The sequence below is a fragment of the Caulobacter vibrioides genome, from assembly GCF_002858865.1.
GTDB lineage: Bacteria > Pseudomonadota > Alphaproteobacteria > Caulobacterales > Caulobacteraceae > Caulobacter > Caulobacter vibrioides.
The window spans coordinates 57,710-82,826 of the sequence record NZ_PJRR01000007.1; the positions used below are offsets into that span (position 1 = coordinate 57,710).

At 66.4% G+C, this 25,117-nt stretch carries 22 protein-coding genes; 16 read left to right on the forward strand and 6 right to left on the reverse strand.

What is annotated here, in order from left to right:
* The first annotated feature begins 3 nt into the window (after positions 1–3).
* The 7 genes from ccoG to hemN all read left to right on the forward strand — a co-directional run bounded on the left by ccoG (position 4) and on the right by hemN (position 7,459).
* Positions 4–1,494 (forward strand): cytochrome c oxidase accessory protein CcoG, encoded by a 1,491-nt coding sequence (gene ccoG, locus CVUC_RS03395; protein WP_096033062.1) that lies wholly within the window; start codon positions 4–6, stop codon positions 1,492–1,494.
* Entirely contained in the window at positions 1,491–1,991 is a 501-nt protein-coding gene (locus tag CVUC_RS03400; protein ID WP_096033063.1) for a FixH family protein, read from the forward strand. The genes ccoG and CVUC_RS03400 overlap by 4 nt, the downstream gene beginning before the upstream one ends.
* A complete protein-coding gene (locus tag CVUC_RS03405) occupies positions 1,988–4,162 on the forward strand; it encodes a heavy metal translocating P-type ATPase (RefSeq protein ID WP_096033064.1) in 2,175 nt (724 codons plus the stop codon). The genes CVUC_RS03400 and CVUC_RS03405 overlap by 4 nt, the downstream gene beginning before the upstream one ends.
* Positions 4,159–4,326, forward strand: coding sequence for a cbb3-type cytochrome oxidase assembly protein CcoS (ccoS, locus tag CVUC_RS03410; protein WP_010919284.1), 168 nt, complete (start codon positions 4,159–4,161; stop codon positions 4,324–4,326). The genes CVUC_RS03405 and ccoS overlap by 4 nt, the downstream gene beginning before the upstream one ends.
* Positions 4,327–4,456: 130 nt before the next feature.
* The gene (locus tag CVUC_RS03415; RefSeq protein ID WP_096033065.1) at positions 4,457–5,101 is read left to right on the forward strand and encodes an OmpW family outer membrane protein; all 645 of its coding nucleotides are present in this window, start codon (positions 4,457–4,459) and stop codon (positions 5,099–5,101) included.
* 181 nt (positions 5,102–5,282) lie between these two features.
* Positions 5,283–6,050, forward strand: coding sequence for a transcriptional activator FtrB (ftrB, locus tag CVUC_RS03420; RefSeq protein WP_096033066.1), 768 nt, complete (start codon positions 5,283–5,285; stop codon positions 6,048–6,050).
* A 44-nt stretch (positions 6,051–6,094) separates the two neighbouring features.
* Positions 6,095–7,459: an oxygen-independent coproporphyrinogen III oxidase gene (gene hemN, locus CVUC_RS03425; RefSeq protein ID WP_096033067.1), complete on the forward strand. Its 1,365-nt coding sequence runs from the start codon at positions 6,095–6,097 to the stop codon at positions 7,457–7,459.
* On the opposite strand, the gene CVUC_RS03430 is transcribed toward hemN, so the two are convergent.
* Positions 7,456–8,202 (reverse strand): Crp/Fnr family transcriptional regulator, encoded by a 747-nt coding sequence (locus tag CVUC_RS03430; RefSeq protein ID WP_205685775.1) that lies wholly within the window; start codon positions 8,200–8,202, stop codon positions 7,456–7,458. The genes hemN and CVUC_RS03430 overlap by 4 nt on opposite strands.
* A 36-nt stretch (positions 8,203–8,238) precedes the next feature.
* Here CVUC_RS03430 and CVUC_RS03435 point away from each other — a divergent pair, with 36 nt between their 5' ends.
* The 5 genes from CVUC_RS03435 (at position 8,239) to CVUC_RS03455 (ending at position 13,388) form a co-directional block, all read left to right on the forward strand.
* Positions 8,239–10,302 carry a TIR domain-containing protein gene (locus CVUC_RS03435; RefSeq protein ID WP_164468109.1) on the forward strand — a complete coding sequence of 688 codons (2,064 nt, stop codon included), beginning with the start codon at positions 8,239–8,241 and terminating at the stop codon, positions 10,300–10,302.
* Entirely contained in the window at positions 10,299–10,706 is a 408-nt protein-coding gene (locus CVUC_RS03440; RefSeq protein ID WP_012640233.1) for a hypothetical protein, read from the forward strand. The genes CVUC_RS03435 and CVUC_RS03440 overlap by 4 nt, the downstream gene beginning before the upstream one ends.
* Positions 10,707–10,715: 9 nt before the next feature.
* On the forward strand, positions 10,716–12,461 hold the full coding sequence (locus CVUC_RS03445) for an adenylate/guanylate cyclase domain-containing protein (protein WP_096033069.1): 1,746 nt from the start codon (positions 10,716–10,718) through the stop codon (positions 12,459–12,461).
* A gap of 265 nt (positions 12,462–12,726) precedes the next feature.
* Positions 12,727–12,945, forward strand: coding sequence for a hypothetical protein (locus CVUC_RS03450; protein ID WP_024265714.1), 219 nt, complete (start codon positions 12,727–12,729; stop codon positions 12,943–12,945).
* Between the two features lie 23 nt (positions 12,946–12,968).
* Positions 12,969–13,388, forward strand: a complete 420-nt coding sequence (locus tag CVUC_RS03455) for a hypothetical protein (protein WP_012640236.1) — start codon at positions 12,969–12,971, stop codon at positions 13,386–13,388.
* A gap of 5 nt (positions 13,389–13,393) precedes the next feature.
* Here the strand turns inward: CVUC_RS03455 and CVUC_RS03460 are convergent, their stop codons facing one another.
* Together CVUC_RS03460 and araD1 are read right to left on the reverse strand one after the other, a co-directional pair.
* On the reverse strand, positions 13,394–14,530 hold the full coding sequence (locus CVUC_RS03460) for an aldose epimerase family protein (protein ID WP_010919294.1): 1,137 nt from the start codon (positions 14,528–14,530) through the stop codon (positions 13,394–13,396).
* Between the two features lie 40 nt (positions 14,531–14,570).
* Positions 14,571–15,581, reverse strand: coding sequence for an AraD1 family protein (gene araD1, locus CVUC_RS03465; RefSeq protein WP_096033070.1), 1,011 nt, complete (start codon positions 15,579–15,581; stop codon positions 14,571–14,573).
* Between the two features lie 173 nt (positions 15,582–15,754).
* Between araD1 and CVUC_RS03470 the strand changes: the two genes are divergently transcribed.
* From CVUC_RS03470 to CVUC_RS03485, 4 genes are all read left to right on the forward strand, one after another.
* The gene (locus CVUC_RS03470) at positions 15,755–16,501 is read left to right on the forward strand and encodes a FadR/GntR family transcriptional regulator (protein ID WP_010919296.1); all 747 of its coding nucleotides are present in this window, start codon (positions 15,755–15,757) and stop codon (positions 16,499–16,501) included.
* Positions 16,502–16,670: 169 nt separating this feature from the next.
* Positions 16,671–18,473, forward strand: a complete 1,803-nt coding sequence (locus tag CVUC_RS03475) for an IlvD/Edd family dehydratase (RefSeq protein ID WP_010919297.1) — start codon at positions 16,671–16,673, stop codon at positions 18,471–18,473.
* 112 nt (positions 18,474–18,585) lie between these two features.
* Entirely contained in the window at positions 18,586–20,136 is a 1,551-nt protein-coding gene (locus CVUC_RS03480; protein WP_096033071.1) for an alpha-N-arabinofuranosidase, read from the forward strand.
* A 70-nt stretch (positions 20,137–20,206) separates the two neighbouring features.
* Positions 20,207–21,847 carry an NAD(P)/FAD-dependent oxidoreductase gene (locus CVUC_RS03485; RefSeq protein WP_096033072.1) on the forward strand — a complete coding sequence of 547 codons (1,641 nt, stop codon included), beginning with the start codon at positions 20,207–20,209 and terminating at the stop codon, positions 21,845–21,847.
* Between the two features lie 9 nt (positions 21,848–21,856).
* Here the strand turns inward: CVUC_RS03485 and metC are convergent, their stop codons facing one another.
* From metC to CVUC_RS03500, 3 genes are all read right to left on the reverse strand, one after another.
* On the reverse strand, positions 21,857–23,017 hold the full coding sequence (metC, locus tag CVUC_RS03490; RefSeq protein ID WP_096033073.1) for a cystathionine beta-lyase: 1,161 nt from the start codon (positions 23,015–23,017) through the stop codon (positions 21,857–21,859).
* A gap of 24 nt (positions 23,018–23,041) precedes the next feature.
* Positions 23,042–23,899, reverse strand: coding sequence for a 3-mercaptopyruvate sulfurtransferase (gene sseA / locus CVUC_RS03495; protein WP_096033074.1), 858 nt, complete (start codon positions 23,897–23,899; stop codon positions 23,042–23,044).
* Positions 23,900–23,972: 73 nt separating this feature from the next.
* Positions 23,973–24,971: a cysteine synthase A gene (locus CVUC_RS03500; protein WP_096033075.1), complete on the reverse strand. Its 999-nt coding sequence runs from the start codon at positions 24,969–24,971 to the stop codon at positions 23,973–23,975.
* Positions 24,972–25,117 lie beyond the last annotated feature (146 nt).

Consider the following 25,117-nt stretch of genomic DNA (forward strand, 5'->3'; position numbering starts at 1 on the left):
CCCATGCCCACGCTCATCGACAAGACGCCCAAGCCCGACAATCGCTCGGCGGTCTCCGCCGCCGAGCGGGCCAAGGGCAAGGGCGACGCCAAGGGTGGCCTCTACAAGCCACGCCAGCCGATCTATCCCAAGCTTGTCCACGGCAAGTGGCGGATGGTGAAGTGGGCGCTCCTGATCGCTACCTTAAGCGTCTACTACATCACGCCCTGGATCCGCTGGGGGCGGCCGGAAGGCTTCCCGCAGCAGGCGGCGCTGGTCGATTTCACCGGCCGGCGCTTCTACTTCTTCGACATCCAGCTGTGGCCCCAGGAAGTCTATCTCTTCACCGGAGTCTTGATCGCCGCAGCGCTGGCGCTGTTCCTCACGACGGCGCTGTTCGGTCGTCTGTGGTGCGGCTACGCCTGTCCGCAGACCGTCTGGACCGACCTCTATATCGTCGTCGAACGGCTTTTCGAGGGTGACCGTAACGCCCGGATGCGCCTGGACGCCGCGCCCCTGTCCTTCGACAAAATCTGGCGCAAGACCGGCAAGCACCTGACCTGGCTGGGCATCGCCTTCGGCACCGGCGGGGCCTGGATTTTCTACTTCCATGACGCGCCGACCCTGATCCGCACGTTCTGGATCGGCCAGGCGCCCGCCACGGCCTATGTATCCTGCGCGCTGCTGACGGCGACGACCTACATCTTCGCCGGCTGGATGCGCGAGCAGGTCTGCACCTACATGTGTCCCTGGCCCCGGATCCAGGGCGCGATGCTGGACCAGCACTCGCTGCAGGTGACCTATCTGCGTGAGCGCGGTGAGCCGCGCGGCGCTCATAAGAAGGGCCAGAGCTGGGAAGATCGCGGCGACTGCATCGACTGCCGCCAGTGCGTCGTGGTCTGCCCGATGGGCATCGACATCCGCGACGGTTCTCAGTTGGAGTGCATCAACTGCGGCCTCTGCGTCGACGCCTGCGACGACATCCTCGGCAAGCTGGGCCGGCCCACGGGCCTGATCGCCTATGACACCGACGCGGCGGTCGCAGCGCGCACCTGTGGTCAGAAGGCGGTCTACAAGCCCGTCCGCTCGCGCACGGTCTATTACGCCGTAGCCCTCGCCCTCGTCGGCGGCCTGACCCTGTGGTCCTTGGTCACGCGACCGAAGGCGGACCTTCACGTCATCCGTGACCGCAATCCGACCTTCGTGCGCATGCACGACGGCGCCGTGCGCGACGGCTACACCCTCAAGATCACCAACCGGACCTTCGCCGAGCGCCGCTTTGACGTCACGTTCGACGGCGTGGCCGGCGCGCGGCTGAGCCAGCCCGGACAGACCGCCCAGCGGGTGACCCTGATCGTGCCCGCCGACCAGGTGGTCTCGGCCCGGGTCTTTGTCACCGCGCCGGCGGACGCCGATCTCGCCAGCAGCGTACCGGCCCGGTTCATCGCCAAGTCCGGCGACATCATCACCCAGTCCAAGACCGTCTTCCTCTCTGGAGCTGCGAACCCGCAATGACGATCGCCGCGCAATCCGTCACGACCGCGACCTCACGCAAGGGCCAGATCACCGGCTGGCATGTGCTGATCGGCGTGGTCACCTTCTTCGCCCTGATCATCGCGGTGGACGTGGTGTTCATGGTGCTGGCCTACCGGACCTTCTCCGGCCAGGTCGCTTCCAACCCCTATGAAGCGGGTCTGGCGTTCAACAAGACCTTGGCCCAGCGGGAGCGCGAGGCGGCCCTCGGTTGGGCGGCGGCGGTGGAGACCGTGGACGGCGACGCGGTGGTCATTCGTGTGCGTGACCGCGGGGGACGGCCGCTGGATCGCCTCTCGCTGACGGGGTCGCTCGCGCGTCCGGCCACCGAGGTCGGCAAGCAGACCCTCAACTTCAAGCCGCTCGGCGACGGCCGCTATCGGGCCACGGCCCGTCTGGACGGCGCCTGGGATCTGCGCGCGACGGCGCGCGACGCCCAGAACGCGTTCGAGCTGGAAGCCCGCCTGGTGTCGAAATGAGCCACAGCCTCGCCCTGCATCGTGACCTGGAGGCCTTCGTTCGGCGCGACGACGCCGGGCGAGGGCGCTTCGAACTGCTCGTGCGCGGCGCGCGCTGCGCCGGCTGCATCAGCAAGATCGAAAAGGCGGTGCGCGCCCTTCCGGGCGTGGAGGCGGCGAGGCTGAACCTGACGACCGGCAAGCTGTCGGTCGAGCTGGCCGGCAAGATCTCTGATCCGGGGCGGGTGCTGGAAACCGTCGAGGACCTCGGCTATCGCGCCTGCCTGTTCGACCCGGCCGAGGCTGAGGCGGCGCAGGATAAGGAAGGCAAGGAACTGGCCCTCGCCCTCGGCGTCGCGGGTTTCGGCGCCGGCAACGTCATGATGTTCACCGTGCCGGCCTGGGCTGGCCTGTTCGGACAGGAACTGACCCCGGCCACGCTGACCCTGATGTACTGGATGGCGGCGATCGTCGCCACGCCCTGCGCACTGTTCGCCGGCCGCCCGTTCTTCCGCTCGGCCTGGGCCTCGCTGCGGCGCGGCAAGGCCAATATGGACGTGCCGATCTCGATCGGGGTGATCCTGACCCTGATCGTCAGCTTCTCCGAGACCCTTCTGGGCGGGAAGCATGCCTATTTCGACGCGGCGGTGACGCTGCTGTTCCTGCTGCTGATCGGCCGCTACCTGGACCACCGTCTGCGGGCCGGAGCGCGTTCGGCGGCGCGGGATCTGCTGGCGCTGCAGGCGCCGATCGCCATGCGTCTTACCGATGGCGTCGAGCAAGGCGTTCCCGTCGCGGACATCCGCGTGGGCGACCTGCTGGCGGTTACGCCCGGCGAGCGCATCCCGGTCGACGGTCTGGTCGAGCAGGGCGCTTCCGAACTGGATAACGCCCTGATCACCGGCGAGACGGCGCTGGCGCCCGTCGCCGCCGGGGCCCGACTGCATGCCGGCGCGCTGAACCTGTCGGGTCGACTGGTTATGCGGGCCACTGCGCGTAGCGAGGACTCCACGCTCGCCGCCATTGCCCGACTGATGGAAGCCGGCGCCCAGGCGCGCTCGACCTATGTGCGGCTCGCCGACAAGGCCGCCGCGCTCTATGTCCCCGTAGTCCACACGGCGGCGGCGCTGACCTTCGTGGGCGGTTGGGCGCTGGGGCTGGGGCCGCGCGAGGCGCTGCTCCGCGCCGCAGCGGTGCTGATCGTGACTTGCCCGTGCGCCCTGGGCCTGGCGGTGCCGGCGGTCCAGATCGCGGCCAGCAGCCGGCTGTTTCGCAGAGGCGTTCTGGTCAAGTCCGGGGCGGCTCTGGAGCGTCTGGCCGAGGCCGATCACGTTGTCTTCGACAAGACCGGGGTGCTGACGCAAGGGCGTCCGGCGCTTATCGACGCGCCCGCCCATCTGGTGGCGCAGGCCGCGCCGCTGGCCCGCGCCTCGCGGCACCCGCTGGCGCGCGCCCTGGCGGCCGAAGCCGGCGCGGGTCCTGTGGCGCAGGACTGCGTCGAGACGGCTGGGCAGGGCGTGGAGGGCGTGATCGACGGTCGCCGCGCTCGCCTGGGGCGCGCCGCCTTTGTCGGCGTCCAGGCGGGCGATGTTCGGGAGACCGAGCTGTGGTTCGGCTTCGAGAACAACGTGAAGATCCGCTTCGCTTTCGAGGACCGTCCAAGAGCCGACGCCCGGGATACGATCACCAAGCTTCGGGCGCTGGGCCTGTCTGTTGAGATCCTGTCGGGCGACGTCGAGGGTCCGGTCCGCGACGTGGCGCGCGAGGTCGGGGTCAGCGATTGGCGCGCGGGCCTCATGCCCGTCGAGAAGGCGGCGGCGATCGATGCGTTGAAGGCGCAGGGCCGAAAGGTGCTGATGGTGGGAGATGGCCTCAACGACGCCGCCGCCCTGTCCAAAGCGCACGCCTCGATGGCGCCGGGCGCGGCGGTGGATGCGGCTCAGAACGCCGCCGATCTCGTCTTCACGGGAGATGAACTCGGCGCCGTCGTCGAGTCGATCGAGACCGCCCGGGAGGCGCGCCGACGGGCGCTGGAGAACTTCGGTTTCTCGGCGCTCTATAATCTCGTCGCCACGCCGGCGGCGATGTTCGGACTGGTCAATCCGTTCGTGGCGGCCCTGGCGATGTCGGGCTCGTCGATTGTGGTGTTGCTCAACGCGGCGCGTCCGCGTCTTCGGAGTTTCAACCGATGAACATCGTCCTTTTCCTGGCGCCGGCCTCAATCGGCCTGGGCGCACTGGGCTTGCTGGCCTTCTTCTGGACGATGAAGGCGGGTCAGTACGATGACCCCAAGGGGGACGCCGAGCGGATCCTTTATGACCATCTCGACGACAAGCCACCCGCCAGCGAAAGGTGAGCTATACTTAAGGAACCGCAGGTGCTTCTGCGGCTTTCCAGTCTGACACAGGTCAAATACTGAGGCGGGCAAGTCGTCCACATTCCCCTCGCGACAAGAAACAAGACGTCGCGGGAATTGGGGATAGACCATGAAGAAGCTCGCTCTTTCGCTCGTCGCCTTTGGCGCGCTCGCCGCCGGCGCCGCCCAGGCTCAAGACTTCACGCCGAACGCCAAGGGCGACCTGATCGTCCACGCGCGCCTGACGCAGGTCGCGCCGGCCAAGGACGCCGCCATCCTGACCGCCGCCGGCGCCAGTTCGGGCCTCAAGGCGCATGTCGGCAATGACATCAAGCCGACGCTCGGCTTCACCTACTTCCTGACCGACAAGGTCGCCGTCGAGGCGATCCTGGGCACCACGCAGCACAACATCCGCGCTCAAGGCCCGGGCACTGACGTGCTGGTCCACAAGACCTGGGTGCTGCCGCCGGTCGTGACGCTGCAATACCACCCGCTGCCGGCCTCGCAGGTCAGCCCCTATGTCGGCGCGGGCCTGAACTACATGCTGTTCTACAGCGGCAAGAACAAGAACGGCTTCACCGTGAAGGTGGATGACGGCGTCGGCTATGCGCTGCAGGCCGGGGTGAACATCAAGATGAAGAACAGCTGGCTGGTGAACGCCGACGTCAAGAAGGTCTATTTCAGCACCGACGCCAAGATCAACGGCGGCGCGCTGAAGGCCAAGGTCGACCTCGATCCGGTCGTCGCTTCGATCGGCCTGTCGCGCAAATTCTAACCCCCCGGCGGACGTCCCCGGTCGTCCGTCCTCTGGCTCCCCGTCGTTCGCCGGCGGGGAGCTTTTCTTTGTGCGGCCAGGACCAGACGTGACGGAGATCGTGGCGGCGATTGATCAGCGTCAAGGTCGCGCGGCCAGGAACCGCGCATGAAGGGGATATGAAGCTGGGGAGCGCCACCTCATGTCCTTAGAAGCCCCTGATCTCCTTCGCATTCGGGCGTTGCCGCTTTTCGAAGCCGTGAACGACGGGGTTTTCGATCGGCTGATGCGCGGCGCCTTTCTTCAGCGTTTTCCGCGTGGCTCTCAGCTGACAACCCAGGGGCAGCCGGACAACTTTCTGTTCGTCCTGCTTGAGGGAGCGATCGAACTGGAAGGAAGCTCCAGCGATCGAGAGTCCACCTTGGCCCTGCTGTGGCCCAGCGCCTCGCTATGCCTGGCTTCGATCGTTCTGGACGGCCCCAGCCTCATGACGGCCAGAACCACCAAGGGCAGCTTGATCCTCATGGTGCCGGGAGACGCCTTCAGGCAGGCGCTTGAAGAGGACGCCGGGCTGGGGCGAGCGGTGGCGGAAGAGCTCGCCGGCTGCTTCAGCGGAGCGGTTCGCTCCCTGAAGAACAACAAGCTCCGCACCGCTCGGGAGCGTCTGGTCAGCTATCTCCTGGCGCAGCATCAAAGGCAGGGCGGTGGAGCGGCGGTGAAGCTGCCTTGCCGCAAACGAGTTTTGGCCTCGCTGCTTGGGATGACGCCTGAGAACCTTTCGCGGGCCTTCGCGAGTCTCGGGCCGCATGGGGTCGAGATCGACGGCTCCACGGTGACGCTTCGCGAGCCCGAAGGCTTGGCGCAACTGGCCCGGCCCGACCCCATGATCGACAACCCGATCGGCGAGAGCTTCAGCCAGGCTGAGCGCGAGCGGCGCCGTGGCGGCCGCACCGCCATCGCAGCGCACTAGCATCGACGCCCCGGACCACAATCGCCCGCAGAGCAGCCCGCCAGATGATGACCCAGACCGTTCTTTCGTCCGTCCAACGGGCGCACGCCGAGCGCAACCTGCCGCGCTATACCAGCTATCCTACGGCCGTCGCCTTCGACGCCGCGCAAGTGACGCAGGCGCCGGACTGGTTCGCCAAGACGCGGTCGGAGGATCACCTGTCGGTCTATGTCCACGTGCCGTTTTGCCGTCGGCTTTGCTGGTATTGCGGCTGCCACACCTCGATCGCCCATACCTATGAACGGGTCGGGACCTACGCCGATGTTCTGGCGCGCGAGATCGATCTGACGGCCCGGCGGCTGGGAGAACACGACGGGCTGGCGCATCTCCACTTCGGCGGCGGCAGCCCGAACGCCCTCAGTCCCTCGGACTTCAAGCGCCTGGTGGCCCAGCTGAAGACGGCGTTCCGAGTTCGACCCGGTGCGGAGATCGCCGCCGAGCTTGACCCCGGCATGCTCTCAGACGCGTTTGTCGACGCGACCGGCGAGGCGGGTGTCACCCGCGTGAGCCTCGGCGTGCAAACCTTCGACCCGACCGTCCAGGCGCTGGTCAACCGCGTTCAGCCTTTCGAGCAGGTTGCTGCGGCTGTCGAGCGTCTCCGCGCTGTCGGGGTTGGCGGCTTGAACTTCGACCTGATGTACGGACTGCCGGGGCAGACCGTCGAGAATGTCTATGCTTCGGCGAAAACAGCCGTCGCGTTGCGCCCGGATCGGATCGCCGTCTTCGGCTACGCCCACGTGCCGTGGATGAAGAAGCACCAGACGATGATCCAGGAGACGGATCTGGCCGATATCGACGGCCGGTGGGCGCAGGCGGACGCGGCGGATGCGGCTTTGACCGAGGCGGGCTATGTCCGGATCGGCCTCGATCACTATGCCTTGCCCGATGACTCCCTCAGCCGAGCCGCGGCGGAAGGGCGGCTGCGGCGCAACTTCCAAGGCTACACCGATGATCCTGCGCCAGTGCTGGTTCCCATCGGCCCGTCCTCGATCGGCCAGTTCCGTGAGGGCTTTGTCCAGAACCTGACCCCGACCGACGCTTGGGCGGCGAGGATCGCCCGAGATGAGTTGCCGCTGGGGCGCGCCCTGGCGTTCAGTGATGAGGACCGTCTGCGCGCGGCCGTGATCGAGCGACTGATGTGCGACATGACGGTCGACGTTGCAGCCATCTGCGAGGCGCATGGCTTCTCGACCGACCATCTGGCGGGAAGTCTCGCTAGTCTGGCGGCGATCGAGGTGGCCGGCCTCTGCGTGCTTGACGGCGCCGTCGTCACCATCCCTGAAGACGCGCGTCGCCTGATGCGCGTGGTCGCGGCCGCGTTCGATGACCGTCTGCCCGCCACGGTCACCCGCCACGCCAAGGCTGTCTAAAGCTCCCCGCCGATCCGCTCGACCTCCTGGGCCAGCGCGTCCATGTCGAGGACATGAAGCGAGCGGCCGGTTTGGCGGACGATCTTGAGGCCCGCCAGGCGATTGAGTTCGCGGGTCACAGGTTCGCGTTGGCTGCCCACGAGAACGGCGAGTTCGGCATGCGTGGGGCAGGGGTGGATGATCGCCGTCCGTCCATCTTCGCTGGCGATGGAGGCCATGCGCAGCAGTTCGATGTCCACGCGACAAGCGACCGAGACCGCTGTCAGTTCGAACAGGCGGTCCGTCAAGGACCGGGTCAGCGCAGCCATGTCCTCAAGCAAGGCGCGCATGAAGCGTGGCGAGGTCTCGAACAACTCCCGGATCAGGCGCGGCGGCAGGCGCACGAGACGAACGTCCTCCACCGCGACGATATTGACGGATCGGGGCAGGCCATCGATGGCCGAGATCTCGCCAAAATAGGCCCCGGGACTCAGTCGCCGATAGCCGACTTCACGGCCTGAACGCGCGTACTGGTTGGCCAGGAGCGCGCCCTCCAGGAGGAGATAGATCCCTTCATCCTGGTCGCGGCGCTGGACGATCATCTCGCCCTTGCCGAACCGCAGCTGCTCGAGGCGCGACCCCAGTGCCTCGACTTCGTCGCGGCTCATGTATCGAAAGAGCTTGTTGGTCCGATAGTCTTCAGGCGTCCCCCCGTTCGGCGTATGGGTTCCGACGCGCTGAGCCGACGGAGGAATCACAGTCATCTGGTACGCTCCTGCGCTGTCGATCTGGGGGCGATGATGAATAGCCGACAACGCTACAAGGCCTTTATCAGCTATAGTCATCACGACCGCAAAGCTGCGGAATGGCTTCATCGGTCCCTGGAGAGCTATCGGCCGCCCGCCGGTCTGCGGGCCGGGCTCGGCGAGGCGTCCGGGAACGCCCTTAAGCCGATCTTTCGGGACCGCGACGAGTTATCGGCGGCGGCCGATCTGAGCGAGGCGATCCGCGACGCCTTGGATCGTTCCGACACCCTCATCATCCTGTGCTCGTCCCACGCTGCGACTTCCCGTTGGGTGGACAAGGAAGTCGCCCATTTCCTGACGCTGAGGGGCGCGGATCACGTGATCAGCGTCATCGCGCCCGGCGCGCCCGAAGGCCTCCCCCTGATGGAGCTCCTGCCCCCGGCTTTGCGAGCGGCGCTTCCCGAGGGCGTCGAACCGCTGGCCGTGGATCTGCGGCAGGACGCTGACGGCCGCAGGCTGGCGAAGTTGAAGATCGCCGCGCGGCTGTTGGGGGTCAGCCTTGATCGGCTGGTGCAGCGTGACGCGCGTCGGAGGCTACGTCTGATGACAGCGGTGAGCGGCGTTGCTTTGGCGATCACTGTCGGCATGGGGGCGATGACCGTCGTGACCTTGAAGTCGCGCCAGATCGCGCGTGAGCAACGCGACGAGACCGAGGCGCTTGTCGCCTACATGCTGGGAGACCTCCGTGAGCAATTGGAGCCCGTCGGTCGGCTCGACCTCCTCGACGGCGTGAGCGCCAAGGTTCTGGCGTACTACGCCAAGGCGCAAAGCGATCAGCTCGACGACAAGGCGTTGGCTCAGCGGGCCAAGGCGCAAACCCTCCTGGGCACGATCCGTGAGCAGCGCGGAGATCTGGAGGGCGCGCAGGACGCCTTCGCCCAAGCCGCCGCGACCACGCACGCCCTGGTGGAGCGGTCTCCCAATGATGGCGATCGGGTCTTTGACGAAGCCCAGAACGTGTTCTGGCTCGCCTATATGGAATGGCGTCGGGGCGAGATCGCGCAAGCCGAGCGTGGATTCAAACGCTATGCCGAGCTTGCTCAGCGCCTCGTCGTGATCGATCCCAATCGCGCGGATTGGCGCATCGAGGTGGCCTACGCCAAAAACAACCTCGGCACGCTGCTCTTTGAAGAGGGACGCGCCAGTGAGGCGCTGGCGTCGTTCCGCGCTGCGTTCAGCATCCTCGAAGCTGAGCGTCTCAGGGCTCCGACCGACAAGCAGCGACTTATGGACTCAGCGAACGCGCGGGCTTGGGTGGCCGACTGCCTTCTCCTGATGGCCAAGCCGCGCGAAGCGTTCACCGAACGCAAGGCCGCAGCCGAGCTGCTGGCGAAGGGCGAGGCGGCCTTCCCGACAGACCAGAGACTGGCGGCCAAAAGCGTCGCCACGCAGCTAGGTCTGGCCCGGCTTGAACTCGACTTGGGTCGCGTCGCAGAGGCGCGAAGCCGGTCAAAGGCCGCGATGAACCGTTTGCGGGAGTTGGCGGCTCTGGACCCCACCAACACGCGCTGGCGGGAGTATGTTCTGATCGGGGAGCTGGACCTCATCGACTTCGCGATCTGGTCTGGTCAACCGGTCCAGGCCAGGTCGCTGCATGCTGCGGCGCTCGCGAATCTGGCGCGGACGCGAAAAGGCCAGGAGGGTGGGAGCTGGCGTCCCGACCTTGACGGACGCTTGGCCCGACAGGCGGTTGTTCTGGCCCTGAGCGTGGGCGATGTCGCGACCGCCAAGAGGGCGGCCAAGAGCCTTGTCGAGGCCTTGGAGACGTCGAAGGTGGACCGCGAGACAGCGTTTGGTCGCACTGATCTTCTCGGCTTGGCCCAATTGGTCGACGGAAAGCCCAGCGCAGCCATCAAGGCCCTTTCGCCACGCCGCAATGCCTTGCCGCCGGCTAGCCTGGATGTTCTGGCGCGCGCTTATGCGGCGGTCGGCGAACGCGAGACGGCCGCGCGGATTGTGCGCGATCTCAAACAAGAGGGATACGCGCACCCGGGATTTGTTGCGTTTTGGCGAGAGTCGCCCGCAGGTGGGCCCCCTCAATCGGGAGTGCTGAAATGACCGAACCAACACCCGGAAAAGTTGTCGAGCTCGTCATTGGTCTGGACGAGAACTACTGCTTCATGAACTTTGTGGATCCGCGACGGCCTAGGCGCCTGTTTCTGGATCTGACCGAGCGCTGCGAACTGGTGTTTACGCTGAGCGATCAGCTCATCAATGCGGGCTGGTCGTTTCAGCGGCGACCGATCGAAATCCACCGCGATTTCGGCGTGAACTTCTCGAGCTATGTCTGGGTGCCTTACTCGATCGACGGCGGCGATCCGGCGCCGCGTTCCCGTTTCAAGATCATCTATGAGGATCAGCGGATGGGCGAGTACACCTATAGCCTTCTGATGATGGACTCGCGCGGTCAGAAGATCGACCTTGATCCGGACATCGAAAACGGCGCGGGCCGCATTCCCTGATCCCGGCTGATGTTTGACCGCGAGCATGTGGTCGCCCTCATTGGGCGAGGCGAGGTTCTCGCGGCCTACGACATCGCCCGCGCCGCGCTGGAGACCGGGGAAGGCGGCGACGAAGCCGCCTATTTCGCCGTGTTATGCCTCGCGCGGGCAGGCGCTCTCGATTTCGCGCGGTTGGAATATGCGCGGCTTGGGTTGGGCCATGCCGACAACCATGACGCGGTCGCGCTTGGCGCACGCCTGCTCAAGGATGTCGCGCTGGCGACCCGGGGGGCTCGGCGTGCGGCGTTCGCCAAGGCGTCGATCTGTCAGTACGAGAAGCTGTTTCGACTGTTTGGCGGCATCTACGGGGCGATCAACGCCGCGACCATGACGCGCGTCGCCGGCGACGCGTTGAGCGCCGCAGAGCGGGCGAGGGCGGCCTTGGCGATGCCCCCGCCGGCGGGTCTGACCGGTGAGGGGGCCTATTACGACGCAGCGAGCCGCGCCGAAGCGTTTTTCTTGACCGGTGATCTGGATGCGGCCGGTAACGCCATGGTCCAAGCCATTGCGCTCGCGCCGACGGCCTATGCGGCGCATGCCTCAACGCTGCGGCAGTTCGACATGCTGTGTCGCGAAGTCGGCGCGGACACCGCTTGGCTCGAGCCCTTTCGTGCGCCGGCTTGCGCCCACTTCACGGGGCACATTCTCGACATGACGGGCGTGGCGTTGCGCGGCCCGGCGCTGCGCCAGGGTGTTGATGAACTGCTCGCAGCTGAAAAGGTCGGCTTTGGCTATGGAGGATTGGCGGCGGGCGCGGACATCATTTTCGCCGAGGCGCTACTGGCCGCGGGCGCTGAGCTCCACGTCGTGCTGCCCGTCGAACGCGAGTCGTTCATCGCGGTGTCGGTCGCGCCTTTCGGCGAGGCCTGGGTGAAGCGTTTCGAGCGGTGTCTGTCTGGAGCCACCTCAGTGCGATACGCGTCTGCGGATCCCTATCGCGGCGATGAACAGGTCTTCGCCTATTCGAGCCAGTTCGCCATGGGTTGCGCAGTCCTGCGCGCCCAGACGCTCTCGACCAAAGCCGTGCAACTGGCGATCTGGGACGGCCATACGGGCGCGGGACCGGCCGGGGTGCATGCAGACTTGAGCTATTGGTCGCGGAGCGGGCGTCACCGCGCCGTCATCCCGATCGAGCGACCGGCGCCTAAGCCCCGGACTACGGGCGATGCGACCGACCCCCGTCGCGCGATGAAGGCGATGTTGTTCGCCGACATCCAGGGATTCGGCGCGCTGCGCGACGATCAGATTCCTGTCTTCGTAGATGGGGTAATGGGGACCCTGGCGCGGGCGATCGAGGCGCTTGCCGCTCCACCGGTTCATGTCGAGACATGGGGCGATGGCCTGTTCCTGGTGTTCGATGAACCGATCGACGCCGCCTTGGCGGCGCTGGCGCTTCTGGAGGCGCATCGGGCGCAGGACCTGCGAGCCTTGGGACTGCCTCGAAGTCTTGGGCTGCGTATCGGCGGCCATTATGGACCCGTGCACCTGCGCACCAATCCCCTGACAAAGACGCCCGCAGTCATGGGCGCTCACGTGGTGGTGGCCGCCAGGATAGAGCCTGATGTCGCGCCGGGCTCGGTCTATGTCAGCGAGGCGTTGGCGGGGGCCTTGGCGACCTTCCATGGCGACAAGGTCCGCTGTGGCTATGTGGGGCGCACCCAAGGGCGCAAGGGGTTTCCCGCGACGCCGATCTTCAGCCTGACCCGTGTGATCTAGGCGCATTTCCGGCGCCGGATCGGCGGGCTGTGCAAATCCTCACATCCAGACGGCGGCATCTCGAACACTCTGCAGGCGTCGACCGCGTCGCGCCTTGTGGAGACGAAACGGTTCGCGCCTTCCCAGAGGCGGGATCCGCCGGACTACGCCAGGGGCGGTGGTCGCGTGAACCGACTGCGGACCTGGCCACCCGCCGGCTGGGTCCGCCTTTTCGAGATTGCCATGGCGCGCCGTTGGTTTTGCCAACCGCGCGGAGGAGCCGAGCATGAGCCTGAACCAAGATTTGATCTCGAACTCGGCGATCGCCGCTGCGCGCGAAGACAGCGCCTCGGAGGTGGCTTCCACGTTCCTGCGTCACGCGGTGAATGTCTGGGCTCGTGAGCATGATCTGACGGGGGAAACCCTGTCGGGCGTGGTCAACGATGTCCTGCGCTACGCGACGACGACGATCAACGAAGTCCGGTTCGGTCGAGGTGGGGTCTAGGGCCTCAAGCTTCGTAGGGTAGGGTGATGGAGAGTCTCGCCGCCGCTGGCCAGGCACACCTGTGGGTGAAGCTGCTTTGGCTTTTGTCTGTCGCGGGTGCGACATTCCTGGTCGTGCGAGCGATCACCGCGCATGGGCGTCTCGGTGAGATTCAGAACGCACTGCGGCGCGCGATTGATCAGCGCGACGAGGCCCTTGTCGCGCTCAAGCACAGTCGCCAGACCATCGCCGAGCTCGAACAACGACTCGCCCTCCAAGGCGACAGCATCCGGTTGAGCATGGCGGTGATTGACGAGCGCCTGGCCGACGCCAGGCGCGCGAAGGCGCGGGAAGCGCGCATCAAGCGCCTGCTGGACTCTGATCCGCGTGCGGGGGAAAGCCGCGTGGAGACGGCGCAGCGTCTGATCGACGAGGCGCTCAAAGAGCCGCGCACTTGGTCCTGACCGCGCTAGCGGTCGACGCTCAGCCGGAACACCATCGTGTTGCGGTAGGTCTGGCCAGGATCGAGCCGCGTCGACGCGAATTGCGGCTTGTTGGGCGCATCCGGAAAATGCTGCGGCTCCAGTGCGATGCCGTCGCCCTGGCGGTACATCTTACCGCTCTTGCCCACCATCAAGCCGTTCATGAAGTTGCCGGCGTAGAACTGCAGGCCGGGCTCGGTGGACAGGATTTCCAGGGTCCTGCCGCTCTTGGGATCTGACAGGCGAGCCGCCAGTCGCGGAGCGCCACCCGACGGTCCGTTCAAGACGTAGTTGTGATCGTAGCCGCGCCCGATGACCAACTGGGGATCGCGCGCATCGCGGATGCGGTCCCCGACCACCGTCGGTTTGCGGAAATCAAAGGCGGTCCCGGCCACAGGGCTGACCGCGCCGGTCGGGATCAGTTCAGAATCGACCGGCGTGTAGCCATCCGCAGGAATGGTCAGCACATTGCCCATCGCGCCTTCGGGAGCGCCTTCGCCGGCCATGTTGAAGAGCGCGTGGTTGGTCAGGTTGACGATGGTCGGCTTATCGGTCGTCGCGCCGTAGGTGATCGTCAGCTGGTTCTGTTCGTCGAGTGCATAGGTCGCCGTGACCGTCAGCGTGCCCGGATAACCCTCTTCGCCGTCGGGACTCACATAGCCGAACGTTACGGATGCGACCGGACCTGCCTTGGTCTCCAGCACCTTCCAGACCACCTTGTCGAAGCCCTTGACGCCGCCGTGCAGCGCCGCGACGCCGTCGTTGTTCAGGGCCAGTTGGTAGGTCTTGCCGTCGAGGCTGAAGCGACCCTTGCCGATCCGATTGGCGAACCGCCCGACGCTGGCCCCGAAGTAGCTGTTGTTGCTGGCGTAGCCAGCGGCGTCGGCGAAGCCCAGCGCGATGTCCGCCTTCTCGCCATCGCGCCCCGGCGCGATCAGTGACTGCAAGGTCGCGCCATAGGTGATCACCGTCGCGCTGACGCCGGCGCCGTTGGTCAGGGTGAGGGCCTCGACCGCCTCGCCCGATGGGAGCTTGCCGAAGGGCTTCCGCGAGAGCTCGGCCGCCTGGACCCCGCCGGCGAGCATCAAGGTCGCGCCGCACAGGGCGATGGTCTTGAGCGTCATCTTTCTCTCCCTTGTTGTCGTTCTTGGCGGTCGGACCGCTTTAAAGTGACTTGACCGTCGTCATCCGTTCGGGCGCGCGCGCCAGATGGTTGCGTGCGGGGTAGTGGAACGGCGTCGCCTCGATCTCGAAGATATCGCCCTCCTGAGTTTGGAAACCGGAGGCGAAGGAGAGCGTGCCGGTCCCGAAGAAGTGGACATGGAGGTCGCCGGGGCGCCGGAACAGATCGTACTTGAAGTGATGGTGCTCAAGGTTGGCCAAGGCGTGTGACATGTGGCCTTCGCCCGACAGGAAGGCCTGCTCCCAGGCCACCTGACCATCGCGGATGATCCGGCTCACGCCATGAACCTCTTCGGGCAGGCGGCCCGTCAGGAGTTCCGGACCGAGCGCGGCGTTGCGGAGTTTGGAGTGCGCCAGCCAGAGATAATTTCCCCGTTCCACGACATGGTCGGAGAACTCGTTGGCGAGGCAATAGCCCAGGCGATAGGGCGTACCGTCGGGACCGACAATGTACACGCCGGCGATCTCCGGCTCCTCGCCGCCGTCTTCGGCGAAGGCAGGGGAGATCAGGGGGTGACCTGGAGCGACCAGTTGCGAGCCGTCGCCCTTGTAGAACCATTCGGGCTGGACGCCGCTCTCGCCAGCGGGCGGTTTGCCGCCGGCGACGCCCATCAGGAACATGCGCCGGGAGTCTGTCAGCGGCTCGTCCGCGCCTCCTTGATGTGCGAGGGCGGCCTTATGCATCTGGTCGCGGCTCTCAGCAGATCCCAGGTGAGTGAGGCCAGTCCCCGTCATCAGCAGGTGAGCCGGATCCGGATGGTCGATGGGCGCCAGAACGCGGCCCTCAGCGAGCGCGGCGTCAAAGTCGACCGCTTCGCCCAGAGGGCGTGCCTGAGCCGCCTCGGAAAGCGTCGCATCAACCCGTATGGCGACCTGGGCGAGCTCATAGAGCGTATCGGCGACCTCGACACGGCGCGCCCTGCGCGAGTTGTCGATAGCGACCAGCCGCCGCTCGCCCTTCGGCGTCTTCAGCTGCGCGAATCGAAGCACCACCGGCCCGATCTCCCGAGATCAACAATAGTCCGACAAATAGCGGCCTCAGCTGATGTGTCAAACCGGGGTGGCGGCGGCTGGTCGAATTCCCTTGTTCTGGACGGGGCACTCTTCCTAGAGTCCCGTCGCGCGGGCCTGCTGGTCCCCGCTGAGCATTCTGGAGCGACGAGCGGGTGGCCAAGGCGAGGGGCGAAGAGGCGGGCGGCGAGATCGAGCGCGAAGACGTGGCCTCCGGTCGTCTTCATGGAGCGATCGCCCGTTCGCTCGGCGCGGCGATCGTCTCGGGCAAGCACCAGCCCGGCGATATTTTGACCAACGAGATCGAGGCCAGCGAAAGGCTCCAAGTCTCGCGCAGCGCTTATCGCGAGGCCATCCGAATTCTGGCCGCCAAGGGTCTGGTGGAGAGTCGGCCGAAGACCGGAACCCGCGTCAGCCCTCGCGCGCGCTGGCGGCTGCTGGACCCGGAGGTCTTGTCCTGGTTTTTCGAGTCCGAGCCGAGCGAGTCCTTTCTGCAGGAGCTTTATGAGCTGCGCATGATCGTCGAGCCCGCCGCTGCGGCCTTGGCGGCGAAGCGTCGCGACCAGGGGCAACTGGAACGCATGCGCGCGGCGCTGGTCGTGATGCAGCACGAGACGCTCGCCACCGAAGCGGGGCAGGCGGCCGATCGCGATTTCCACGACGCGGTGCTGGAAGCGACGGCGAACGGACCGCTCTACACCCTCAGCAGCAGCATCGGCGCTGCGGTGCGCTGGACCACGATTTTCAAGCAGCGCTCGCGCAATCTCGCGCGCGATCCCGTCCCCGATCACTGGAAGGTGTTCGACGCTATCGCCGCCGGACGCGAGGATCAGGCGCGTGAGGCGATGGAGCGGCTCGTGACTCTGGCCCTGGACGATACGCGCGCGTCGATGAAGGCCTAAAGGCGTGGGGCAATCTCGCGCGCCCAAAAGGCGCAGCCCCCGCATTGACGCTCTAGGGTGTCGGGTATAGTCAGACAAATGCGATAAGCGAGGCGGTGGTGAGCCGACGCGGCCATGCCGGGTCCTTCTCCGGCGCGCGACCGCCGGTTTCTGCTCCTCAAGGGTTGTCATGAGCGTCCCTAACGTCCCCCGCCGCGCGCTCCGTTCGCGGGCCTGGTTCGACAATCCGGACAATATCGACATGACGGCGCTTTATCTGGAGCGCTACCTGAACTTCGGCCTGACCCTTGAGGAGCTGCAGTCGGGCAAGCCGATCATCGGTATCGCCCAGACGGGCTCTGATCTCTCGCCGTGCAACCGGCATCACCTGGTGCTGGCCGAGCGCGTGCGCGAGGGGATCCGCAGCGCCGGCGGCATCGCGCTGGAGTTTCCGGTTCACCCCATCCAGGAGACCGGCAAGCGGCCCACGGCGGGCCTTGATCGCAACCTGTCGTATCTGGGCCTTGTCGAGCTGTTGTACGGCTATCCGCTGGATGGCGTGGTGCTGACCATCGGCTGCGACAAGACCACGCCCGCCTGCCTGATGGCGGCGGCGACGGTCAACATTCCCGCGATTGCGCTGTCCGTCGGTCCAATGCTGAACGGCTGGCACAAGGGCAAGCGCACCGGGTCGGGGACGATCGTCTGGAAGGCGCGCGAGATGCTGGCCGCCGGCGAGATCGACAACGCCGGTTTCATCAAGCTCGTGGCCAGTTCCGCGCCCTCGACCGGCTATTGCAACACCATGGGCACGGCCACGACGATGAACTCGTTGACGGAGGCTCTCGGCATGTCGCTGCCCGGCTCCGCCGCGATCCCGGCGCCGTATCGCGACCGCCAGGAGAACGCCTACCGCACCGGTCTTCGGATCGTCGAAATGGTGGCCGAAGACCTCAAGCCCTCGGACATCCTGACCCGCGAGGCGTTCTTGAACGCCATCGTCGTCAACTCCGCGATCGGCGGCTCGACCAACGCGCCGATCCACCTCAACGCGCTCGCCCGCCACATGGACGTGGACCTGACGCTCGAGGACTGGGAGACGGCGGGCAAGGACGTGCCGCTGCTGGTCAATCTTCAGCCCGCCGGCGAGTATCTCGGCGAAGACTACTATCGCGCCGGCGGTGTTCCGGCCGTGTTCGGGCAGTTGATCGAACAGGGCCTCATCCACCAAGACGCCCGTGCGGTCTCCGGTCAGAGCATCGGCGAGCAATATCGCGGCGCTGTCATCGAGGATGAAGACGTCATCCGTCCGTTTGCGCGCCCGCTCGTTGAACACGCCGGTTTCGCGATCATGCGGGGCAATCTCTTCAACTCCGCGATCATGAAGACCAGCGTGATCAGCGAAGAGTTTCGCGCGCGCTACCTTTCGAACCCCGACGATCCCGACGCTTTCGAGGGGAATGCGATCGTTTTCGATGGGCCCGAGGACTACCATCACCGGATCGATGACCCGGCGCTCGGGATCACGGCGTACTCGATCCTGTTCATGCGTGGCGCGGGTCCGATCGGCTATCCAGGCTCGGCCGAGGTCGTGAACATGCGTGCGCCGAACTACTTGATCAAACAGGGGATTCATCAGCTTCCCTGTATCGGCGACGGGCGTCAGTCGGGCACGTCTGGATCACCATCGATCCTCAACGCCTCGCCGGAAGCGGCGGCGGGCGGCGGCCTGGCGCTGCTTAAAACTGGCGACCGCGTTCGCTTTGATCTGCGCAAGTCCCGGGTGGACGTCCTGGTCTCCGCCTCAGAAGTCGTCGAGCGTCGCAGGGCCTTGGAAGCTGCGGGCGGCTATGCGTATCCCGAAAGCCAGACGCCTTGGCAGGAAATCCAGCGCGCCGTCGTCGGCCAGATGGATACGGGCGCCGTGCTTGAACCGGCGGTGAAGTACCAGCGCATCGCCCAGACCAAGGGCCTGCCGCGCGACAACCACTAGGTCATCGCGGGCTCCTGTTGTCGGCGAACGGCGATCTGGAAACTATATTGTCGGACAAATAGGCGCCTGCTATGGCTTCCTCAACGACGTATCGTTGATTGGGGAGAGGATCATGGGCGGCAAGTGGTTGGGCGCGGCGATCGCGCTACTGGTCGTGGCGACGAGCGCGCAGGCGGGCGAAATCAGCGCGACGGCGACGCTGCGGGCCGATCAATCGGGTCCGGCGATCTCGCGCTACATCTACGGCCAATTCTCCGAACATCTGGGCGCGGGCGTCTATGACGGCATCTGGGTCGGGCCGGATTCGAAGATTCCCAATGTCCGAGGCGTCCGCAGCGACGTCGTCGGCGCGCTGAAGGCGATCAAGACTCCTGTGATCCGCTGGCCGGGCGGCTGCTTCGCCGATGAGTACCACTGGCGCGACGGCATTGGCCCGCGCGACAAGCGTCCGTCGCGCAAGAACAACTGGTGGGGCGGCTCGCCTGAGACCAACGCCTTCGGCACCCACGAGTTCATGGATTTCGCCGAGCAGGTCGGCGCCGACCCCTATGTCGCCGTCAATGTCGGCTCGTCCAATCCGACCGTGATGCGCGAGTGGATCGAGTACATGACCTCGCCGGGCGAAGACACCTTGGCCCAGGAGCGCCGCGCCAACGGTCGCGACAAGCCCTGGAAGGTGCCGTTCATCGGCATCGGCAACGAGAGCTGGGGCTGTGGCGGGGAGATGACGCCAGAGTACTATGCCAACGAGTACCGTCGCTTCTCGTCATTCTTCCACAAGAACAGCGACAATCCGGCGGTGCGCGTGGCGTCGGGCGCCAATTCATTCGACGTGAACTGGACCGACGTGGTGACCAAGGCGGCGGCCAAGCGGATGGACGCCATTTCGCTGCACTACTACACGATCCAGACCGGCGACTGGAACAAGAAGGGCGCGGCCACCGGCTTCGACAAGGCCGCCTGGGGCAAGTCCTTCGCTCAGACGTTGCGGATGGATGATCTGCTTCGCCAGCACATCGCGGTGCTGGACCGCAACGATCCTCAGAAGCGCATCGGTCTCTATGTCGACGAGTGGGGGACTTGGTACGACACCGAACCGGGGACCAATCCCGGCCATCTTTATCAGCTGAACACTTTGCGCGACGGCGTTCTGGCGGCGGTGAACTTCAATATCTTCCATAAGCACGCGGAGCGCGTGCGGATGGCCAACATCGCCCAGACCATCAACGTGCTGCAGGCGGTGATCCTGACCAAGGGCGACCAGATGGTGCTGACCCCGACCTACTATGCGCACCAGATGTACATGCCGTTCCAGGACTCGACCGCCATTCCGCTTGAGATCACGGCGCCCGAGATCGATGTCGCGGGCAGCAAGATCCCGGCCTTCAACGCCTCGGCGGCCAAGGGCAAGGACGGCAAAATCTATGTCGCGGTCGCGAACATGGCTCTCGACGACAGCGTGAAGTTGAACGTCTCGCTGGCGGGCCTGAAGGCCAAGACGGTGAGCGGCCAGGTTCTGACGGCCGACAAGATGGACGCGATGAACGACTTCGGCGCCAAGCCCGTCGTGGTTCCGGCCCCGTTCAAAGGCGGCAAGCTCTCCGGGGACCGGCTGACCCTCGACATTCCCTCGAAATCCGTCGTGGTTGTGAGGTTGGACTAACCGAGGGGCGAAGGGGCGACGTCCTAGTCCCGGATGGCGTATCGGCTGCGTTCCGGCTAAGACGCGCGTCATGCTGCGTATTTCGGAACTGAAGCTGCCGCTCGGCCATCCGCCGGACGCGATGGAGCCCGCCATCCTGGCGCGCCTGGGCCTGTCGGCCACCGACCTGGTGAGCTTCGCGGTGGCCCGGCGCGCCAACGACGCGCGCAAGAAGTCGGCCATCCAGATGGTCTACTCGGTCGATGTCGTCCTGCGCGACGAGGCCGCAGTGCTGGGCCGGTTCGAGGGCGACCACCATGTGCGGGTCACGCCCGACACTGGCTATCGCTTCGTCGCCAAGGCTCCCGAGGGCTTTGACGGGCCGCGTCCCGTGGTCATCGGCGCAGGACCCTGCGGCCTGTTCGCGGGTCTCATCCTGGCGCAGATGGGCCTGAAGCCGATCATTGTCGATCGCGGCAAGGTCGTTCGCGAGCGCACCAAGGACACTTGGGGACTGTGGCGCCGTAGCGAGCTCAATCCGGAATCCAACGTCCAATTCGGCGAGGGCGGGGCGGGGACCTTCTCGGACGGCAAGCTCTACAGCCAGATCAAGGACCCCCGCTTCCTGGGCCGCAAGGTGCTGACCGAGTTCGTCAAGGCGGGGGCCCCGGAAGAGATCCTGACCGAGGCCCATCCGCACATCGGCACCTTCCGCCTGGTGCACATGGTCGAGAACATGCGCGCCCTGATCGAAAGCCTGGGCGGCGAGTATCGCTGGCAGCACCGGGTCGAGGACTTTGACATCGAGGTCGGCGAGGACGGCGTGCGCCGGGTGGCGGGTCTGCACATTGCCGGGCAGGGCCATCTGCCGGCCCGGCACGTGGTCATGGCCCTGGGTCACAGCTCGCGAGACACGTTCCAGGTCCTGTACGATCGCGGCGTCCATATCGAGGCCAAGCCGTTCTCGATCGGCGTGCGGATCGAGCACCCGCAATCGTGGATCGATCGCGCCCGCTTTGGCGACTGCGCGGGCCACAAGGACCTGGGCGCGGCCGCCTACGCCATCTCGCATCACGCCAAGAACGGTCGGACGGTCTACAGCTTCTGCATGTGCCCGGGCGGTACGGTCGTCGCCGCCACGTCGGAGCCCGGCCGCGTCGTGACCAACGGCATGAGCCAGTATTCGCGCAATGAGCGGAACGCCAATTCCGGCTTCGTCGTCGACATCGATCCCGAGCGCGACTATCCGGGCCACCCGCTGGCGGGTGTCGACTTCCAGCGCAAGTGGGAAAGCCTGGCCTTCCAGGCCGGCGGTGGGACCTACAAGGCGCCCGGCCAACTGGTCGGCGACTTCCTGGCCGGCCGGCCCTCGACCGCGTTCGGGGCGGTGACGCCGTCCTACAAGCCGGGGGTCCACCTGACGGACCTGGCGCAGTGTCTGCCCGATTTCGCCATCGAGGCCATGCGCGAGGCGCTGCCGATCTTCGGCCGCCAGATCCCCGGCTATGACCATCCCGACGTGGTGCTTACGGGGGTCGAGACCCGCACCTCCTCACCGGTGCGCATCACGCGCGGCAAGGACTTCCAGAGCCTCAACACCGCCGGCCTCTATCCGGCGGGCGAGGGCGCGGGCTATGCGGGCGGCATCCTCTCGGCGGCCGTCGACGGCATCAAGGTCGCCGAAGCCGTGGCCAAGCAGTACGTCGCCGAGGGACTGATCAGCGCCTGCTGAGCGGGTCCGTCAGGCCTTCGCGGCCTTCAGGGCCTCGAACCCCCGCCGAAGGTCGGCCTTGAGGTCTTCGATGCCTTCCAGCCCGATGTGGAAGCGCAGCAGCGGACCCTCCAGATCGACCGGGATTGATCGCGCGCCAAGCTGCGGGTCGCAGTTCAGCGCAAGGCTCTCATAGCCGCCCCACGAGAAGCCCAGGCCAAAGAGCTTCAGGCTATCGAGGAAGGCGTGGACCGCTTTCTGCGAGCAGGGCTTCAACACGACGCCAAACAGGCCGCAGGCGCCGGTGAAGTCGCGCTTCCAGATCGCGTGTCCGGCGTCGCCGGGGAGGGCGGGGTGCAGCACCCGCGCCACCTCGGGTCGCTCCTGAAGCCAGCGGGCGATGGCGAGGCCGTTCTCCGCGTGGCGGGGCAGGCGCGTCGCGAGCGTCCGCAGACCGCGCAGCATGGTGTAGGCGTCGTCGGACGACACCGACCAACCGATGTCCCACATGGCGTCGCCCAAGAGCTTGGCGACCGCGTCGTCGCAGGTGGCGACCGAGCCCATGAAGCAGTCAGAGTGCCCGCCGACATATTTGGTCAGGGCCTGGACGCTCATCGTGACGCCATGCGCCAGCGGCTTGAACAGCAGGCCGGCCGCCCAGGTGTTGTCGATCAGGGTCAGGACGCCGCGCGCGTTCGCCGCGGCGGCGATAGCGGGGATGTCCTGCATCTCGAAGGTCAACGAGCCGGGCGCTTCCAGCACGATCAGGCGGGTGCTCGAGGTCACCAGGCCCATCAGCGCCTCGGGCGAGAGCTTCGGGTCGTAGTAGCGCGTCGTAACGCCGAACCGGCCCAGTACGCGATCGCAGAAGCGGCGGGTGGGTTTGTAGGCGCTGTCGACGACCAGCACCTCATCGCCGGCCTTCAGCACGGCCAGCATGGCGCCGGTGATCGCGGCGAGACCCGAGGGGTAGAGGGTGACGTTCGTCGCGCCCTCCAGTTCGGCCAGGGCGTTCTGCAGCGCCACGGGCGTGGAGAGACCCGTGATGCCGTAGGTCAGCTGGTCGTCGTCGTAGAGCGAGGCGGCGTCCGGCAGCAGGACGGTCGAGCCCCGCTGGATCGGCGGATTGACGGTCCGCCCCAGGCGAGCAGGCTCCGAGCCCGTGTGGATCAGGCGGGTTTCTTCATCCATGGCGGGTCTCGGTGGTGCGGTGGGCTACTGGGCCGGTCCCGTGACGACCGGCGTATCCGCCAGGCCGCCCCATTCCGTCCACGAGCCGTCATAGACCGCCGAACGGGGCTTGCCCATGCGCGCCAGCGCCAGGGCCACGACCGAGGCGGTGATGCCCGAGCCGCAGGTGGAGACGACGGGCTTGTTGATATCCACGCCGGCGGCCTCGAACACAGGCTTGAGCTTTTCCGCCGACAGCATTGTCCCATCCGGCGCGATCAGGGCCGACAGCGGAATGTTGCGGGCGCCGGGCATGTGACCGCCGCGCAGGCCGGCGCGCGGCTCGGGATCGACGCCTCCAAAGCGTCCGGCGGCGCGCGCATCGACGATCTGCTCGCGACCCGTGGCCACGATGTCGCGCATCTGCTCGAGCGAGCGATAGACGTCGGCCTGATAGCGCGGCGTGAAGTGCCGTTCCTGCGGAAAGGCCGGACCATCCTCGATCGGGCGGCCCTCGGAGATCCACTTGGGAAGCCCTCCGTCCAGCACAACGACGTCCTCGTGACCCATGGCCCGGAAATGCCACCAGACGCGGGCGGCCGGCAGGATTCCGGTGCTGTCGTACACCACGATCCGCGAGCCGTCGCCCAGGCCCAGCTTGCGAACCCGCGAGGCGAACTTGGTCGGCGACGGGATCATGTGGGGAAGGTCAGTGGACTCGTCCGCGATCTCGTCGATATCGAAGAACACCGCGCCTGGAATATGCGCCGCCAGGAACTCCTTGTGCGGGTCGCGCTGGGCGGCCGGCATGTGCCAGGAGGCGTCGACCACGCGCACGTCCGGAGCCTCAAGATGCTGAGCCAACCAGGCGGTGGTGACCAGCGGATCGGACGGGGTGCTCATGGGGCGCCTTTCGGGGTCTGACTCGCCACGTTGTGGGCCGGGCAACATCGCCCCCGCGCGCCCCGATCGCAAGCTACATCCAGGGCGGCGTCGGCAGGCCCTTTTCCTTAAGGAAGACGGGATTGAAGAGCTTGGACTGGTAGCGCGAGCCGTGGTCGCACAGCACCGTCACGATGGTGTGGCCGGGGCCCATCGCCGTCGCCAGCTTGATCGCGCCGGCGACATTGATCCCGGCCGATCCGCCCAGGCAAAGGCCTTCGTGCTGCACCAGGTCATAGAGCACTTCCAGCATCTCTTGGTCGGACACCCGGAACGGATCGTCGATCGCCAAGCCCTCGAGATTGGCCGTGATCCGGCCCTGGCCGATGCCCTCGCTGATCGAGGAGCCTTCCGATTTGAGTTCGCCGTCCTTGTACCAGGCGTAAAGCGCCGCGCCGTAGGGATCGGCCAGACCGATCCGGACGCCCGGCTTGCGCTCGCGGAGCGCTGCGGCCACGCCGGCCAGGGTGCCGCCCGAGCCGACGGCGCAGATGAAGCCGTCGACCTTACCACCTGTCTGATCGAAGATTTCCGGCCCCGTCGTGTGATAGTGCGCGTCGCGGTTGGCGGTGTTGTCGAACTGGTTGGCCCAGATCACGCCGTGGGGTTCCGTCCTGGCAAGTTCCTCAGCCAAGCGCCCGGAATAGCGGACGTAATTGTCGGGGTTGGAATAGGGGACGGCGTCCACCTCGACCAGTTCGGCGCCCAGCAGGCGGATGGCGTCCTTCTTTTCCTGGCTCTGGGTGCGCGGGATGACGATGGTCGTCTTGTAGCCCAGCGCCGAGGCGACCATGGCCAGGCCGATGCCGGTGTTGCCCGCCGTGCCTTCGACGATCCGACCGCCGGGGCGCAGCAAACCCTTGGCCTCGGCGTCGCGAATGATGGCCAGCGCGGCGCGGTCCTTGACCGATTGGCCCGGGTTCATGAACTCGGCCTTGCCTAGGATCTCGCAGCCCGTGGCTTCGCTGGCGCGGGCCAGGCGGATCAGGGGCGTTTTTCCGATCGCGTCAAGGACGCTGGGCAGAGCGGACATGGCGAGCCTTGGGGCTGTTTTGCGGATCGCTGGTAGATCGTGTCGCACCGCCCCTGCGCAACCCCAGTTTTCCTGAAGGTGCGACATCGGGGCGGTGAAAGCCTCAAGAGGTTGAGGTGGTTAGGGCCTTATCCACAAGAGGTCGG

Bases quoted from the DNA above. Each gene is read 5' to 3' on its own strand.
- CVUC_RS03440 (WP_012640233.1), top strand. From the start codon at position 10,299: ATGACCGAACCAACACCCGGAAAAGTTGTCGAGCTCGTCATTGGTCTG.
- CVUC_RS03405 (WP_096033064.1), top strand. From the start codon at position 1,988: ATGAGCCACAGCCTCGCCCTGCATCGTGACCTGGAGGCCTTCGTTCGG.
- CVUC_RS03475 (WP_010919297.1), top strand. From the start codon at position 16,671: ATGAGCGTCCCTAACGTCCCCCGCCGCGCGCTCCGTTCGCGGGCCTGG.
- CVUC_RS03430 (WP_205685775.1), bottom strand. From the start codon at position 8,202: ATGACTGTGATTCCTCCGTCGGCTCAGCGCGTCGGAACCCATACGCCG.
- CVUC_RS03415 (WP_096033065.1), top strand. From the start codon at position 4,457: ATGAAGAAGCTCGCTCTTTCGCTCGTCGCCTTTGGCGCGCTCGCCGCC.
- CVUC_RS03435 (WP_164468109.1), top strand. From the start codon at position 8,239: ATGAATAGCCGACAACGCTACAAGGCCTTTATCAGCTATAGTCATCAC.
- hemN (WP_096033067.1), top strand. From the start codon at position 6,095: ATGATGACCCAGACCGTTCTTTCGTCCGTCCAACGGGCGCACGCCGAG.
- ccoG (WP_096033062.1), top strand. From the start codon at position 4: ATGCCCACGCTCATCGACAAGACGCCCAAGCCCGACAATCGCTCGGCG.
- CVUC_RS03445 (WP_096033069.1), top strand. From the start codon at position 10,716: ATGTTTGACCGCGAGCATGTGGTCGCCCTCATTGGGCGAGGCGAGGTT.
- CVUC_RS03485 (WP_096033072.1), top strand. From the start codon at position 20,207: ATGCTGCGTATTTCGGAACTGAAGCTGCCGCTCGGCCATCCGCCGGAC.
- ftrB (WP_096033066.1), top strand. From the start codon at position 5,283: ATGTCCTTAGAAGCCCCTGATCTCCTTCGCATTCGGGCGTTGCCGCTT.
- CVUC_RS03450 (WP_024265714.1), top strand. From the start codon at position 12,727: ATGAGCCTGAACCAAGATTTGATCTCGAACTCGGCGATCGCCGCTGCG.
- ccoS (WP_010919284.1), top strand. From the start codon at position 4,159: ATGAACATCGTCCTTTTCCTGGCGCCGGCCTCAATCGGCCTGGGCGCA.
- metC (WP_096033073.1), bottom strand. From the start codon at position 23,017: ATGGATGAAGAAACCCGCCTGATCCACACGGGCTCGGAGCCTGCTCGC.
- sseA (WP_096033074.1), bottom strand. From the start codon at position 23,899: ATGAGCACCCCGTCCGATCCGCTGGTCACCACCGCCTGGTTGGCTCAG.
- CVUC_RS03500 (WP_096033075.1), bottom strand. From the start codon at position 24,971: ATGTCCGCTCTGCCCAGCGTCCTTGACGCGATCGGAAAAACGCCCCTG.
- CVUC_RS03480 (WP_096033071.1), top strand. From the start codon at position 18,586: ATGGGCGGCAAGTGGTTGGGCGCGGCGATCGCGCTACTGGTCGTGGCG.
- CVUC_RS03460 (WP_010919294.1), bottom strand. From the start codon at position 14,530: ATGACGCTCAAGACCATCGCCCTGTGCGGCGCGACCTTGATGCTCGCC.
- CVUC_RS03400 (WP_096033063.1), top strand. From the start codon at position 1,491: ATGACGATCGCCGCGCAATCCGTCACGACCGCGACCTCACGCAAGGGC.